Origin of the sequence: Arthrobacter sp. ZGTC412 (genome assembly GCF_002929215.1) — a bacterium.
Lineage (GTDB): Bacteria > Actinomycetota > Actinomycetes > Actinomycetales > Micrococcaceae > Arthrobacter.
Map to the genome: position 1 here is coordinate 23,259 of NZ_PJII01000027.1, position 14,869 is coordinate 38,127.

15 protein-coding genes are annotated in these 14,869 nt (G+C 64.5%); 6 read left to right on the forward strand and 9 right to left on the reverse strand.

The window, feature by feature from the left end; translation table 11 throughout:
* Positions 1-37 precede the first annotated feature (37 nt).
* The gene (locus CXQ88_RS20435; protein WP_104045970.1) at positions 38-1,132 is read left to right on the forward strand and encodes a serine hydrolase domain-containing protein; all 1,095 of its coding nucleotides are present in this window, start codon (positions 38-40) and stop codon (positions 1,130-1,132) included.
* A 6-nt stretch (positions 1,133-1,138) separates the two neighbouring features.
* Here CXQ88_RS20435 and CXQ88_RS20440 read toward each other — a convergent pair whose 3' ends face one another.
* Together CXQ88_RS20440 and CXQ88_RS20445 are read right to left on the reverse strand one after the other, a co-directional pair.
* Positions 1,139-1,351, reverse strand: a complete 213-nt coding sequence (locus tag CXQ88_RS20440; RefSeq protein WP_258062043.1) for a hypothetical protein — start codon at positions 1,349-1,351, stop codon at positions 1,139-1,141.
* A gap of 3 nt (positions 1,352-1,354) precedes the next feature.
* A complete protein-coding gene (locus tag CXQ88_RS20445; RefSeq protein ID WP_104045971.1) occupies positions 1,355-3,415 on the reverse strand; it encodes a beta-galactosidase in 2,061 nt (686 codons plus the stop codon).
* 193 nt (positions 3,416-3,608) lie between these two features.
* Between CXQ88_RS20445 and CXQ88_RS20450 the strand changes: the two genes are divergently transcribed.
* The 4 genes from CXQ88_RS20450 (at position 3,609) to CXQ88_RS20465 (ending at position 8,005) form a co-directional block, all read left to right on the forward strand.
* Positions 3,609-4,883: an ABC transporter substrate-binding protein gene (locus CXQ88_RS20450; protein ID WP_104045973.1), complete on the forward strand. Its 1,275-nt coding sequence runs from the start codon at positions 3,609-3,611 to the stop codon at positions 4,881-4,883.
* A gap of 214 nt (positions 4,884-5,097) precedes the next feature.
* Positions 5,098-6,063: a carbohydrate ABC transporter permease gene (locus CXQ88_RS20455; RefSeq protein WP_104045974.1), complete on the forward strand. Its 966-nt coding sequence runs from the start codon at positions 5,098-5,100 to the stop codon at positions 6,061-6,063.
* 2 nt (positions 6,064-6,065) lie between these two features.
* Complete coding sequence (locus tag CXQ88_RS20460; protein WP_104045975.1) at positions 6,066-6,968, forward strand: carbohydrate ABC transporter permease; 903 nt, start codon at positions 6,066-6,068, stop codon at positions 6,966-6,968.
* A 20-nt stretch (positions 6,969-6,988) separates the two neighbouring features.
* Positions 6,989-8,005 (forward strand): LacI family DNA-binding transcriptional regulator, encoded by a 1,017-nt coding sequence (locus CXQ88_RS20465; RefSeq protein ID WP_104045976.1) that lies wholly within the window; start codon positions 6,989-6,991, stop codon positions 8,003-8,005.
* A gap of 95 nt (positions 8,006-8,100) precedes the next feature.
* Here the strand turns inward: CXQ88_RS20465 and CXQ88_RS20470 are convergent, their stop codons facing one another.
* Together CXQ88_RS20470 and CXQ88_RS20475 are read right to left on the reverse strand one after the other, a co-directional pair.
* Positions 8,101-9,144 carry a metallophosphoesterase gene (locus tag CXQ88_RS20470; protein WP_104045977.1) on the reverse strand — a complete coding sequence of 348 codons (1,044 nt, stop codon included), beginning with the start codon at positions 9,142-9,144 and terminating at the stop codon, positions 8,101-8,103.
* A 28-nt stretch (positions 9,145-9,172) separates the two neighbouring features.
* Positions 9,173-10,033: a phosphatidylinositol-specific phospholipase C/glycerophosphodiester phosphodiesterase family protein gene (locus tag CXQ88_RS20475; protein WP_104045994.1), complete on the reverse strand. Its 861-nt coding sequence runs from the start codon at positions 10,031-10,033 to the stop codon at positions 9,173-9,175.
* A 229-nt stretch (positions 10,034-10,262) separates the two neighbouring features.
* Between CXQ88_RS20475 and CXQ88_RS20480 the strand changes: the two genes are divergently transcribed.
* Positions 10,263-10,685: a universal stress protein gene (locus CXQ88_RS20480; protein WP_104045979.1), complete on the forward strand. Its 423-nt coding sequence runs from the start codon at positions 10,263-10,265 to the stop codon at positions 10,683-10,685.
* 189 nt (positions 10,686-10,874) lie between these two features.
* Here CXQ88_RS20480 and CXQ88_RS20485 read toward each other — a convergent pair whose 3' ends face one another.
* From CXQ88_RS20485 to CXQ88_RS20505, 5 genes are all read right to left on the reverse strand, one after another.
* Positions 10,875-11,117: a hypothetical protein gene (locus CXQ88_RS20485; protein ID WP_104045981.1), complete on the reverse strand. Its 243-nt coding sequence runs from the start codon at positions 11,115-11,117 to the stop codon at positions 10,875-10,877.
* Positions 11,118-11,269: 152 nt separating this feature from the next.
* A complete protein-coding gene (locus tag CXQ88_RS20490) occupies positions 11,270-11,485 on the reverse strand; it encodes a hypothetical protein (RefSeq protein ID WP_146069251.1) in 216 nt (71 codons plus the stop codon).
* A 4-nt stretch (positions 11,486-11,489) separates the two neighbouring features.
* Positions 11,490-12,419 (reverse strand): formyltetrahydrofolate deformylase, encoded by a 930-nt coding sequence (gene purU, locus CXQ88_RS20495; RefSeq protein ID WP_104045995.1) that lies wholly within the window; start codon positions 12,417-12,419, stop codon positions 11,490-11,492.
* Between the two features lie 8 nt (positions 12,420-12,427).
* Positions 12,428-13,903 carry a D-serine/D-alanine/glycine transporter gene (gene cycA / locus CXQ88_RS20500; protein ID WP_104045984.1) on the reverse strand — a complete coding sequence of 492 codons (1,476 nt, stop codon included), beginning with the start codon at positions 13,901-13,903 and terminating at the stop codon, positions 12,428-12,430.
* On the reverse strand, positions 13,893-14,726 hold the full coding sequence (locus tag CXQ88_RS20505; protein WP_104045985.1) for a methylenetetrahydrofolate reductase: 834 nt from the start codon (positions 14,724-14,726) through the stop codon (positions 13,893-13,895). The genes cycA and CXQ88_RS20505 overlap by 11 nt, the downstream gene beginning before the upstream one ends.
* Positions 14,727-14,869: the final 143 nt, after the last annotated feature.

A 14,869-nucleotide genomic window follows, 5' to 3' on the forward strand; every position in this document is an offset into this window, starting at 1 on the left:
GCGGTCCTTAGGATTGTCCGAGACGAAAGGACAACAAATGACCGCTTCCCTCGCAAATCCTTTGCTGGCCGTAGATGCCGAACTGGCTTCCCTCTCTGAAAACGATGCTTTTTCGGGCGTCGTCCGGGTGGAGCGTGCAGGCGAGGTCCTGCTGGAGTCTGCCCGTGGCCTGGCGAGCCGGCGCTGGAACGTGCCCGTCACAGCAGGAACACGCTTCGATATCGCGTCAGTGACCAAACTTTTCACCGCCGTCGCCGTCCTGCAGCAGGTTGATTCCGGCGCACTGGACCTCGACGAATCAATCCATTCCTACGTGGACCTGATCGAGACCACCATCTCCCCCGCAGTGACCCTGCGGCACCTGCTGAGCCATACCTCCGGCATCGCCGACGACGCGGACGAGGAAGCCGGCGAATCCTACGAGGCGCTGTGGCTGGAACGCCCCTCATACTCGGTGACTAAAACAGCAGACTTCCTTCCCCAGTTCGTGCACAAGCCTGCAGTCTTCCAAGCCGGGGAGGGCTGCCGGTACTGCAACGTGGGCTACATCCTGTGTGGCCTCGCCGTGGAGCATGCGACCGGCGAAACCTACCGGGACACAGTGCGCCGAGATGTCTTCGCCAGGGCGGGGATGGGCACCGCCGGCTTCTTTGACATGCGTGACGCCGAGCCAAACGTCGCCGAGGGCTGGGAGCCCGTGAGGGGAGAACCGGGCGGGCCCGTCAAGGGCTGGCGGCAGAACATCTACTCCTACCCGCCCATCGGTTCGCCCGACGGCGGTGCCCACGCCACAGCAGCGGACCTCACCCGGTTCCTCACGGCAGTACGCCAGGGTGAACTGCTCACCCCCGATTCCACCAGTGCCTTCCTTACGCCTCACGCGCTGCACAGCACCAAACCGGACCCGGCGCCCGGCGCCCGCGCTGAGCTGCACTACGGGCTCGGTCCCGCCGTCGAGCTCACCTCGAACGGAACGGTCCGCTCTATCTACAAGGAAGGCATCAACGTAGGCGCCAGCGCAATGGTCCGCTACTACCCTGCACAGGATGTCACCCTGGCTGTTGTGGCCAACAGCGAGGACGGCGCCTGGGGACCCCTGCGGAAGTTGGACGCGATCATCACAGCGGCCTGAGCACGCTTAGTGGACCAGCTCCCTGGTCAGTCCAAACGGCACTTGGTCGCTCAGGGAGACCCGGAAGTGGCCGGGGCTGAGCCGGGTAACCAGGATCCCGTGCGTCCTGGTGCGGGCTGCGATCACCTGTAGCCCGCGTACAGCTGAGTTCAGCCGGTCCTCGACTTCGCCCGCGCTGTCGACCCTCACTTCAACCTGTTCCGCGGTTGCGGTGATCATGTCCTAAACCTCTTCCTCGGTGGTATGGATGACGCATACGGTGCCGGCGGGGACCACGGCGGTGCCTGTGACGGTTTCGCCGCTGAGGAGGTCGCGTCCGGTGGCCGGGTACTCGGCGTCGGCGTCTGCGTGGTTGATCAGGAAGGTGAAGGTATCCGCCCCAGCACTGCGGGAGGCGACTTCCAGCCCGGCCGGCGGCCGCGGGGCCGTTTCAATCCCGGCGCTTTCGACGGCGTCACGCACCACAACGGCGAGGTCGCCGCCGTCGAGCTTGGTGGAGACGTACCAGGCGGTTCCGTTGCCGAAGTCATTGCGCGTGACGGCGGGCCGGGAAGCGGCCGGGCCGTCAACGTAATGGCTGAGGACCTGCGCGGTGCCGGGCTGGATCTCCTCGGTCCAGACGGTGCCTGCCGCGCCGCTGCTCAGCGTGACGGTCTCGTTCTCGCGGAGCGGCAGGAACTCGTGGATTTCCAGGCCGAGCACGTCACGGAGGGCGCCGGGTGAGGCCCCGGCCGGAACGGTGTCGTTGGCATCAACGATGCCGGAGAAGTAGGAGACCAACAGGTTGCCGCCGCCGTGGACGTAGTCCTTGAGGTTGGCAGCGGCTTTCTCCCCCACCAGGTACAGGGCTGGAGCGAGGACAAGGTCGTAGCCGGCGAGGTCTGCCTCGGGGTGTGCGAAATCGGTGCTGATGCCGGCCTGCCACAATGCGGTGTAGTACGCCTCGATGCGTTCGCGGTGGTTGAGGTCGCTGCTGGGCCGCCATTCCAGGTCCTGCGCCCAGAAGGACTCCACATCCCAGAGGATGGCAACCCGGGACTCAACTGTGGATCCCTTCGCGGCGGCGAGCTTCTTCAGGTCGTCTCCCAGGTCCAGCACTTCGCGCCAGATCCTAGTGCCGGTACCGGCGTGCGGAAGCATCGCGGAGTGGAACTTCTCCGCACCGAAGCGGGACGCCCGGAACTGGAAGAACATCACGGCGTCCGCACCGCGGGCCAGGTGCGAGAGGCTGTTGCGGGCCAGCTCGCCCGGGCGTTTGGCGATGTTCCGCCCCTGCCAGTTCACCGCGCCGGTGGAGTGTTCCATCAGCATCCAGGGCCGGTTCCCCGCCAGTGAGCGGGTAAGGTCGGCGTCCATGGCGAGCAGGATGTGGTTATCCGTCCGTTCGGCCACGAGGTAGTGGTCATTGGCCACGATGTCCACTTCCTTGCTCCACTTCCAGTAGTCCGCCGCGAGGCAGTTGGTGGCCATGAAGTTGGTGGTGACGGGAATGTCCGGAGTGTACCGGCGGATGACGTCCCGTTCATTGATGTAGCACTCAAGCAGGGCATCAGAGGTAAAGCGGCGGAAGTCCAGGCGCTGGGCCTGGTTGCTGACGCTGGCCGAGAGCCGGGGCGCGTCAATTTCGTCCCATTCGCCGTACTTCTGGCCCCAGAAGAGGGTGCCCCAGGCGTTGTTCAGTTCCTCCACGGTGCCGTAGCGCTCCTGCAGCCAGACCCGGAATGCAGACACGGAATAGTCATCGTAGGAGTCGCTGACCGGTGCACCGTACTCGTTGTGGACGTGCCAAAGGACCAGCGCGGGGTGTGACGCGTAGCGGCGGGCCAACTGCCCGGTGATGTTGGCGGCCGCGCGGCGGTACTCGGGCGAACTGGGACTTGCCATGCCCCGGGATCCGTTGCCCAGGGTGACGCCCTCGCGGGTGACGGGAAGGGCCTGCGGGTACTTCTTCCAGAACCAGGCCGGCGGGGCAGCCGTCGGCGTGCCCAGGTCAACGCTGATCCCGGCGTCGTGCAGGAGGCCCATCAGGTGGTCCAGCCATTCGAAGTCGTACTCGCCTTCGCGCGGCTCCAGCAGCACCCAGGAGAAGATGCCGATGCTGACCAGGTTGATCCCGGCCTCCTTCATCAACGCGATGTCCTCCAACCACACCTCACGCGGCCACTGCTCGGGGTTATAGTCCCCGCCGTAGCAAAGGCCGGCAGGCCGCTGGACCCAAGGCGCAGGCAAACGCTCGGGCGCTGCCGCAATCTGCGGCGCCGCGTGGTGAAGGACGTCTGTCATGGGGATTCTCCTTAGGACTGTGTGCGGTCCCAGTTCTATCACAGGCCAAAGCGGCAACACCATACTTCTGCCGCTATTGACATACGTCACACCATTATGAATTACTGGAACCGCTCACAGTCATGCGGCCTTGGTTCGGATGAGCGGTGATAATTCAGACAGACCCATTCAGCTTTTCGACAAGGAGGACGAAATGCGCAAGTCATTTCGTGCAGGCGCCGTGGTCATGCTCGCCGCGGCCGCGATGCTCACCGCAGGATGCTCCGGTAATTCAGGTACGGACTCCGGCGGATCAGCAAGTGATCCCAACCAGAAGGTGGAACTGACCTACTGGGCCTGGGCCCCCAACCTGGACAAGGTGGTGGAGGTCTGGAACGAGAAGAACCCCAACATCCACGTCACCGTTAACAAGCAGGACGGCGGCGATCCCGCCGTCACCAAGCTGCTCACCGCCGTTAAAGCCGGCAGCGGCGCCCCGGACCTGATCCAGGCCGAATACCAGAAGATCCCCACCCTGGTGGCAGCAGATGCCCTCGCCGACCTCTCCGGCACCGAAGCCAATGAGACCAAGGGCCACTTTCCCGAAGGCGTCTGGGACTCGGTAACCCTGGGCGGCGATGCCCTTTACGCAATTCCGCAGGACACCGGCCCCATGGTGTTCTACTACCGCGCCGACATTTTCGAGAAGCTCGGCCTGTCCGTCCCCACCACCTGGGACGAGTACGCGCAGGCTGCCAAGGCAGTGCACGCCGCTGACCCCAAGGCCTACCTCGGCACCTTCTCCTCCAACGACGCCGGCTGGTTCACGGGCATGGCACAGCAGGCAGGCGCCTCCTGGTGGGGCGTTGACGGCGACGCCTGGAATGTCAACATCGACCAGGACCCCACGCAGAAAGTTGCCGAGTATTGGGGCGGCCTGGTGGAAGAGGGCACCATCGACAACAAGCCGATGTATACCCCGGAATGGAACACCGCCCTTAACACGGGGAAGCAGGTGGGCTGGCTCAGCGCAGCCTGGGGCCCGGGCGTTCTTTCCGGGAATGCCGGCGCCACCGCCGGGAAGTGGAAGGTGGCGCCCATGCCGCAGTGGGACGCCTCCAAGCCGTCCACCGGCAACTGGGGCGGTTCCTCTACCGCGGTGACCACCCAGTCCAAGAATGCCGACGCCGCAGCGAAGTTCGCCACCTGGCTGAACACCGATCCGGAAGCCGTCCAGGCCCTGGTCAAGGAAACCGGGATCTACCCGGCCGACAACGAGGGCGCCAAGTCCGCCCTCACCGCGGCACCGGAGTTCTTCTCCAACCAGCCCGACTTCTACGACGTAGTGGGTGGCGCCGCCCAGAACGTCGGATCCTTCACCTACGGACCCAACGTCAACGTGGCTTTCAACGCCTACAACGACGAATTCGCCAAGGCTGCCCAGGCCAAGAAGAAGAGCGCTTTCCAGGAAGCCGTGAAGTCCATGTAGCAGGTCACGGTTGAGGACCTGAAGAAGACCGGCTTCACGGTCAAGTAGGCACCAGCGAATAGGCACGATCACGTAGCCAAGGGCAAGTACCCATCCACGTGAAGCAGTAAGACTCCGGTTCCGGGAGGACATCCCTGAGGCGCCTCCCGGAACCGGCACCACCAGCTCTTATCCACACAAGCTCCAATCCACACAAGGAAGTGCACCCGTGGCAATGACCGTGACCAAGCCCGGCCCGGCGGCGGACACCGCAGCCGGAACCTCCAGGCGGGCGAAGAACTTCAAATCCCGGGTGCTCATCCCCTACGCGATGCTCGCCCCGGGCATCATCCTTTTCCTCGTTTTTATGGCAGCCCCCATTGTCTACACCCTGGTGTTGAGCTTCCAGAAGAAAAAGGTCAGCGGTCTGGGCCTCGGCAAGGGGTCCCAGAGCCAGGTGTTTGCCGGCGTCGAGAACTACGTCAACGCACTGACGGACCCGGAGTTCCTGGGCAGTGTGCTCCGCGTGCTGCTGTATGGCCTGATCCTGATCCCGCTCATGCTCGGCTTCGCCCTGCTGTTCGCGCTGCTCCTGGATTCCCGACGGACCAGGGCCGGCAGCTTCTCCCGCACCGCCATCTTCCTTCCCTACGCCGTTCCCGCGGTGATCAGCTCACTGCTGTGGGGTTTCCTGTACCTGCCCGGTGTGAGCCCCTTCCACTTCCTGGCCCGGCAGTTCGGCGTCGCGCTTCCCTCGCTGCTGGACCCGAACCTCGTCACGTTCGCCATCTGCAACATCGCCCTCTGGGGCGGCGTGGGCTTCAACATGATCGTGATGTATACGTCGCTGAAGGCCGTGCCCAGCGAGATCTACGAGGCAGCGAAACTTGACGGTTGCTCGGAAATCCAGACAGCCCTGCGGATCAAGATTCCCATCATCGCCCCGTCCCTGGTGATGACAGCGCTGTTCTCGATGATCGCCACACTCCAGGTCTTCGCCGAACCCACCACCCTGCGCCCCCTGGCCAACAGCCTGTCCACAAGCTGGTCCCCGCTCATGCTGATCTACCGCGATGCCTTTACTCGCAACGACGTCTACTCGGCCGCCGCCACCAGCATTGTGATCGCCGCGGCCACCTTCATCATTTCCTTCCTGTTCCTGCGCGTTGTGCAGAAGCGGGCCTTCGGACAGGAGAACTGACCGTGACCACCCTCGCCCCCAGCCGGACTTCCACCAAAAAGTCCTCCGGCGCTTCCACTCGTGCGGATTCCGTGCAGGAGAAGCCGAGCTACCTTTCAACCGGCATCCTGATCCTGGGCGCGCTGTACTGCCTGTTCCCCGTGATCTGGGTAGTAGCCGCCGCCAGCAAGGACGGCAACGAGCTGTTCTCCACCTTCACCCTGGCCCCCAGCACGCACCTGTGGGACAACATCGTGGCCCTTACCGAATACCGTGACGGCCTGTTCTGGCGCTGGATGGCCAACACGGCGCTTTACGCGGGTGTGGGCGCCATAGTGTCCACCTGGGTCTCCGCGCTCTCCGGATATGTGCTGGCGAAGTTCAACTTCCCCGGCAAGTCAGGGATCTTCAAGGTCCTGCTGATGGGCGTGCTGGTGCCCGGTGTCATCCTGGCCATTCCGCAGTACCTGATGCTTGCCCAGGCAGGGCTGACCAACACGTACTGGTCCGTGCTCCTGCCCCAGATCATCAGCCCCTACGGCATCTACCTCGCCCGGATCTACGCAGCAGCGTCCGTACCCGGGGACGTCATCGAGGCCGCACGGACCGAAGGCGCCAAGGAAATGTACATCTTCAACCGCATCGCCGCGCCCATGATGCTGCCCGGCCTGGTGACCATCTTCCTCTTCCAATTCGTTGCCATCTGGAACAACTTCATGCTGCCGTACATCATGCTGGGTGATGACCACCTGTTCCCCATCACGGTGGGCCTGAACGGGCTGCTGAACCAGGGCGCCTCCGCCCCGGCCCTGTACACCCTGGTCCTGGCCGGCGCCCTGCTGTCGATCATCCCGCTGGTCATTATGTTCCTCCTCCTGCAGCGCTACTGGCGGGTCGACCTCGCCGCCGGCGCTGTCAAGGCCTAGTCCTAGATAGGCTTTGAACCATGACTCAACCCACCTCCCGGCCGAGGCCCAAGATTGACGATGTGGCCAAAGAAGCCGGCGTCTCACGCGGCACGGTTTCCCGGGTGCTCAACGGCGGGCACTGGGTCAGCCCGTCCGCGCTGGAAGCCGTCAACGCGGCCATAAAAAAGACCGGCTATCGCGTCAACCCGCATGCCCGGAACCTGGCAACCAACCGCGCCAACTCGGTTGCGTTCCTGCTGACCGAAACGCATGACCGCCTGTTTGAGGACCCCAACTTCGCCGTCCTCCTGCGGGGGGCGGCGGACGCCCTGGCCGTCCATGACATCCCGCTGGTCCTGATCCTCGCCGGCACCGACGACGAACAGCGCCGTGCCACCGAATTCCTGACCGGTGGCCACGTGGACGGAGTGCTGCTGGTTTCCTCCCATGCCACCCGCAAGGGAATCATCTCGGACATCATTTCCGCGGGCATCCCGGCCATTTCCTGCGGAATCCCCCTCGGGTTCGAGAAGAAAATGGGCTACGTGGCGGCTGATGACTATGAAGGAGCCCGGGACGTCCTGCGCTACCTGCGGGATGCCGGCCGCCAGCGAATTGCCACCATCACCGGCCCGGAAGACACCTCCGGCGGCATCAGGCGGCTGGAGGCCTACCGCGATGATCAGGGTGCTGACCTCAACGACGCCCTCATCGCCCACGGTGACTACAGCAAGGAGAGCGGCGCGAAGGGAATGCGGGAACTCCTCAACCGGGATCCTGGCATCGACGCTGTTTTTGCCGCCAATGACCTCATGGCACTGGGGGCCCTGGAAGTGCTGCACGAGGCGGGGCGGCGGACACCCGAGGACGTCGCCGTGGTCGGCTTCGATGACATCAGCGCCTCCTCCGTTTCCACGCCCCCGCTGACCACCGTGCGCCAGCCCTTCGAGCGGATCAGCGAGGAAATGGTTCGCCTGCTCCTGGATGTCATCGGCGGCAAACGCCCGGCAGCCATCACCATTCCCACCGAACTGGTGGTCCGGGAATCGGCCTGAACGGGCTGAGCTGCCCAGCTTAAAACGGAAGCGGACGACGCCGGGACCTCCCGCCGTCGTCCGCTTCCTTTGTGTGCCGCTACTGTCTGGTTCAGCTACTGGGTGAAGGGGACCTTCTCCCAGGCCAGGACCGGGGCGTCCTCGGCGCTGTTCCCTGAGACCGTGAACCTGACGTAGTTGGTCGCGTTGGCCGAGCCGTCCACCGTGATGCGCTGCAGATCGTCCGCAGCTTCCTGCTGGCCGTAAACGTCCAGCCAGGGTGAGCCGGGTGCGAGCGGCTGGTTCTCGGCAAAGACGTGGCTGTCGCCGTTGATGAGGTAGACCGGCGCATCGAACCGGTTGGTTTCGTCAACGATGGTGTCCACAATCTCGCGGAAGCCGGACATTGAGGCTGGGTTGGCCGTAGCTGCGGCGAGGAGCGAGGGATCGTACATGTCGGCCTGGGTCATCAGCACCACGGCCCTGTCGTTGCGGCGGGCGGCGTCGGCGAACGTGTCGCGGATCTGGTCCAGGACGGCGTCCGTGCGGTGCTCCATCTCGGCCTGCTGCTCAGGCGTGACGGCGGTTTCGCCGAGGCCGCTCCACGGCAGGAGCGAGTTGTTGCTGCCCTGGACGTTCACCACGGAGAAGGCCACACGGTTCTGGGCGAACCGGACGTTTTCCGGGAGCCCCAGCTCCTCCTGGGACTTGACCGGCATGGTGGTGCCGAGGGTCTTGCCGGGCTCGTTGAAGAACACTTCCCTCAGCTTGCCCAGCCGTTCCAGCGGGTTGTAGGCACCGTTGTTGGTGCGGTGGCAGTCCACCCACTCGTTGTCGCCCGGAGTGAAGACCAGCGGGTGCTCGAAGGTGTCGAACTGCTGCCGGATCGACGCAAAGTATTCGTCTGAGCAGACGGAGGATCCGTTTTTGATGTCGCCCACGTGGGCCACGAAGTCAAGGCTGCTGTCCGCGTTGATGTCCTGGATGCGGGCGGGGAATTTGGTGATTTCGGCGTCACCGTAGGGGATGTCGCCGATGACGCCGAAGCTGAAGGCGTCCTTGGTGTGCGCGGTGTCCGCAGCGGTGGCGGGCTGGGACGCAAGAAGACTGAGCGCGGCAAGGGCCGCCGTCGTTGTTGCCGTAAGGGTTTTTGAAGTCATGGGTTTTGCCTGTCTGCTTACCGGGTGGCTACTGCGTGCGGGTGGTGAGGAACTGCTGCAGCGCTTCGAGGTCATCGGTATTGATGTGGTCCACTCCGGCGTCAAAGAGTTCGTTCCAGATGGCGTCGCGGGCGGGGCCGGCCTGGTCCGGGGTGGCCCAGAAGCGGACGCGGTAGCCTTCAGCCTGCGCGGCGGCAACGTAGGCGCGCAGCTTGGCGCGCTCGGCCACGGGCATGGGTCCGACCCCCTGCCAGGTGAAGAGCTTGGTCCAGTTGTCGCTGACCAGCGGCATCAGGCCGGCAGGCTTGCCCGAGGTGAGGTCGGCGGAGCGGCCGTCATAGAACGAGAACCGCTTCTCCTGCGCCTGCATGGTGGCCAGCGGGCGGTTGCCGCTAATGACCGCGGTGACGGGGCCGGTCTTGGTTTTGCCCTGGCTGTAGCGGCTCATGATGTCGCGGTGCTCGGCCAGTTCCTGCTCAATGGCGGCATAGGTGGCTTCGCCTTCGCTCTTGATGTCGATCAGGAGCTGCAGGCTGCCGTCCCATCCCGGATACACGCTGTGGCCCTGCTGGCGGACCAGGTCTTCCAGCGGGTCCAGGTAGAGGCTTTCGAGCGTGACGCCGGGCTGGACGTCCTCCAGATCGTGGGCCACGAGGAGCTCGCCGTCAACCAGCCAGACGTCGGCTTCCACGCTGGTGAAGCCGTGTTCCAGGGCGTCGAACAGCGGGCGGTCGTGCTCGTAATCGTTGTGGGCGTGTGCTGCTGCGAGGGGCTGCCCGAGGGTTACGGGTGACGGGCTGGATGCCTGGGCGATGGCTGAAGGGGCTGCGGCCGTCCCGGTCAGGGAAGTCAGGGCAACGAGGGCGGCGATGGTGCTTTTCACGAACACGAAGTTCTCCTTGGTACAACTCATGGGGATTCCTTGGCCGGCCTTGGGGGTGCGGGCCAGTGGGTGCGTGAAAAGCTTTGTCGCCGCGCAATAACGCAGGAGGGCCCCATGGTTGCGGGACGGTTAACAGGAGGAGTCCGGCGCTGAGTGGCAGAACCTGGGGGCTTTGGCCCGAAGCTCCCTAGACTGGCCAATGGACGTAAGCCAGAACGGGACGAAGGAGCAAGGCATGAGCGGAGTAGTTGTAGTAGGTGTCGACGGCAGCGAGTCGGCGAAGAAGGCCGCGGAGGCCGCACGGGACCTGGCCAAATCGCTGGGAGCTTCCCTGCACGTGGTGACCGCATTCGAGACTGAAAGCGCCGAGACCTTCGGCGTCGGTTCGGACAAGGTCAGGATCTCCAACGCCGACAGCGCCGAAATTGTCGCGAAGGCGCTGGGCAACGCGGCACAGGGGCTGGAAATCACCCACTCCGCTGCCCGCGGCAAGCCCGCTGATGCCCTGATCAAGGAAGCCATGCGCCTGGACGCGCGGCTGATCGTGGTCGGCAACCGCAGGATGCGCGGCATCGGCCGCCTCCTGGGCAGCGTCGCCAACAGCGTGGCGCACAACGCCCCCTGCGATGTCTACATCGCCAACACCTACGACGACTAGCAGCTCACCCAGGCAGGCGGGCGACGGCGGGACCTCCCGCCGTCGTCCGCTTGCGTTTCCGAGCAAGAAAGTGCGGGCCACCTGGACCACTGGTATTGCTCCCGTTGTACTGCTTCGGGAGCCATGCGCCCAACACGGCCAGCGCACTAATCCAGGTTGTTCCCTGCCGTTTCCGGCCCGCACCGTCCCTTAGCTGGAGACGTCCCTTTCGATCTCTTCGGCGAGGTCGTCCACGGCCTCGGGCCGCAGCTCGATGCCGGCCTCGTCGAACCGTTCCTCAAGCACGTGGCTCACGTCGTCCTGGACATGGCCCAGGCGGATCTCGTCTTTGACGTCTTCCGCGATGCTTTCCGCAGTCTCCACGCCGTCAACCTCCCTCACGCTGGCATCGTCATCGAAAGGGGCACCGGCGGTATCAGCTGAGTCAGTCATACCTCATCGTTGCCGGTTGCCGGCGAGCGGTCAACCGGGACCCTTAGTGCACGAAGGAGAGCGCCTGCACAACGGTGACCGTGATCAGGACAAGGAATGTGGCAGCAACCGCCCACGCCTCCAGCCGCGGCCTGGTTCGAGGTTGAGGCCGGTTACGCCGCGATTTCCACTTGTACATAGTCCTCCTTGAGGAACATCCGGCGTTCCTGCCAGCCGTCGAGTACAACCCAGATGATGGAGCCGTCAGGCGTTGTGGTGTCCACGAAACCCGTGCCGATAGGGAGCCCGTGCTGCGAAAGCCGCACCGGCTGCCCGATCGGCAAGGCGTTCCAGGACACCCGGCGCCACTGCTGCCCCTTTGCTTTCATAGCGCTACCGCAGGATGACCGTGCGGTTGCCCAGCAACAGGATCCGTCCCTCACAATGCCAACGGACGGCGTTCCGAAGCGCGACGCACTCGGCGTCCCGGCCCGCCGCCACCAGGTCATCGGCGGTGTACGTGTGGTCCACCTCGATGACCTGCTGCGAAATGATCGGGCCCTCGTCCAGCTCCGCGTTCACGTAGTGCGCGGTGGCACCGACGGTCTTCACGCCGCGCTCGTAGGCCTGGTGGTAGGGCTTGGCTCCCTTGAAGCTGGGCAGGAAGGAGTGGTGGATGTTGATGGTCCGGCCCGCGAGCTTTGCAGAGAGCTCGTCGCTGAGCACCTGCATGTAGCGGGCCAGGACAACCAGTTCGACGTCGAGCTCGTCCACCAGTTCCAGGAGCCGGGCTTCGGCGTCGGGCTTGGTGTCCTTCGTGACCGGCACGTGGAAGAACGGGATGCCGTCCCACTCAACCAGGCTCGCCTGGTCGCGGTGGTTTGAGACGACGGCGACGATCTCCACCGGGAGATCGCCCGTGCGTGCCCGGAACAGCAGGTCATTCAGGCAGTGCCCCATCTTGGACACCATCACCAGCACCCGCCGCTTCCGGCCCTGCGGCTCCAGCTGCCAGTTCATCTGCCACTGTTCCGCGAGAGGAGTGAAGTCCCGGCGCAGGTCCCCGGTACTGAGTGGCTCCTGCCCGGCGGGTGGCACGGCGGACCCCGAGGAGAAGCGCACGCGCATAAAGAAGTGCCCCTGCGCCTTGTCGCCGTACTGCTTGATGTCGACGATGTCGCAGCCGTGCTCCAGCAGGAATGCCGACACCGCGTGAATGATGCCCGGCGACTCTGCACAGTCAACAGTCAGTACATGTTCGACGGCGGTGGCAGGTTCCGCCGTCGCGGCACCTCGTTCAGGGGCCGTTACAGGCGTATCCAGGACCGTGCTCACTTCTTCACCCCGTCAAGGTCACGCCCGATGGCCGACGCCTCAGTATCCATATCCTGCGCCAGCTCCGACTCGAACCGCGCAAAGCGGGCCACGTGCGCGGGCCGCCGTCGCAGCACAAGCCAGGCGACCCCGAGAACCAGGAACCACACCGGCGTAACCAGGAGTGCCAGCAGGGTGTCCGGCTGCGTGGTCAGTGCCCACAGGACGAAGGCGAAGAACGCGAACACCACCCACACCATCGGGATTCCGCCCGGCATCCGGTACTTGGACGCCTCGTGCAGGTGGGCGCGCCGGCGTCGGAAAGCCAGGTAGCTGGCCAGGATGATGGACCAGACGAACACAAAGCAGACGGCGGAGACGGTGGTCACCATGTCGAAGGCCTTGCCAATGTCCGAGCCCGCGTACATCAGGATGACACCGGAGAGCAGCAGGACGCAGGAGAGGAACAGGGCGTTCTGCGGGACCTTGCGGCGGGACAGGGCCCCGAAGGCCGACGGCGCGTCGCCCTCCTGCGCCAGCCCGTAGACCATGCGGGAGGTGGAGTAGATGCCGGAGTTGGCCGAGGACATGGCCGAACTGAGGACCACGAGGTTCACCACGGTGGCGGCGGCGCCGAGACCGGCGAGGGAGAACATGGCGATGAACGGGCTGTGGCCGGCCTGGAACTGGGTCCACGGGGTGACGGACATCAGGATGATGAGGGCGCCTACGTAGAAGAGCAGCACGCGGATGGGGATGGAGTTGATGGCCTTGGGCAGGTTCTTCTCCGGGTCCTTGGCTTCGGCAGCTGTGGTGCCCACCAGCTCAATGCCCACAAACGCGAACACTGCGATCTGGAAGCCGGCCACAAAGCCCATGAACTCGTTGGGGAACATACCGCCGTGGCTCCACAGGTTCGAGAAGGTGGCAGGGCCGGCGTCGGACTGGAAGCCCGTGAAGATCATGAACATGCCCACGATAATCAGCGCCGCGATGGCGATGATCTTGATCAGCGCGAACCAGAACTCGGTCTCGCCGAACGCCTTCACTGTAACCAGGTTCAGGAGCAGCAGGATGGCCACGGTGGCGAGGCCCGGAATCCACAACGGCAGTCCCGGCCAGAGTTCCTTCGAATAACCGGCGATGGCGATGACGTCCGCGATGCCCGTGATCACCCAGCAGAACCAGTAGGTCCAGCCGGTGAAGAAGCCCGCCCAAGGGCCAAGCAGGTCCGCGGCGAAGTCGCTGAAGGATTTGTAGTTCAGGTTACTCAACAGCAGTTCGCCCATGGCCCGCATAACGAAAAACAGCATGAAGCCGATGATCATGTAGACGAAAATGACGGACGGTCCGGCCGCCGAGATGGTTTTTCCTGAACCCATAAACAGGCCTGTGCCGATGGCGCCGCCAATGGCGATCAGCTGGATGTGCCTGTTGGTGAGCTGCCGCTCGAGATGCGGCTCCTGGTGCGTCGTTGCAGGGTTAGTTGTCACGTGCTGCTCCTCGAATCAATGCTGTCTGGAGTGCTGAAGTGGGCGCTTGGTCCGGGCCTGCCGGCAAGGACTCAAGGCTGTTGAAGCTGTAGAGATGGATGCCGGCGAGATTGGCGGGCTGGCTTTCCAGCCCGGAGATCAGGCTGTCCGGCGAGTAACGGTCCCCGCTCAGGAGCTTGCGGGCCAGAGGGCCCCTGCGGCTCAGGAACTTCAGGGAACTTCCGACGCCGATCTGCGTGGACAGTGCCACCAGCTTGGTTCGCGGGACGGAGCCTGCCACGCCCGCCCAGACGGGCAGGTGGACGCCTTCGCGGCGCAGGAGCGCCGCGAAGTCATGGATCTTTCCGGCGGAGAAGCACATCTGAGTGACCACGTGCGAGGCCAGGTGCTGCTTGGCCAACAGCCCGTCCAGCAGATCCACCGGGCTGACGAGAGGGTGGCCCTCCGGGTAGCCGGCCACGCCTGCGCGCATCATTCCGCTGCTGTACTGGGCGATGTCTTCGAGGACCGGAAGTGCCGAGTCATAGACGCCGGCAGACTGTTTCCGGTCTCCCCCAATTACGAAGACCTCGCGGATACCGGCCGCATCGCAGCCGCGGACAATCTCAGTCAGCTCGGCGCGGGTGCGGATGCTCCGTGCGGCGAGGTGCGGGATCACCTTGTACCCTGCGTCGGACAGCTCCACGGCGGTGCGCATGGTCCGTTCGATGCCGTGGTGCGGCAGGCACGTGACGCTAAGCGTGGTGGTCGCGGGAACCAGGGCCTGGACCCGCTCAACAATCCCCTGGGCAGGGATGATTTCGATTCTGACGGGGAACATCATTGGTCCTCTCTCAACATCAGGATTCGGGGCAACAGGGAAGCCGGCTATCAAGCTCAGGCCGTGGCGGCGAGGAGGGAGCTGGCTTCCTGGCGGGTGGTGCCGGAGGACTCGATGTGCGCGAGTTCAGCGGGGATTTCCCAGCC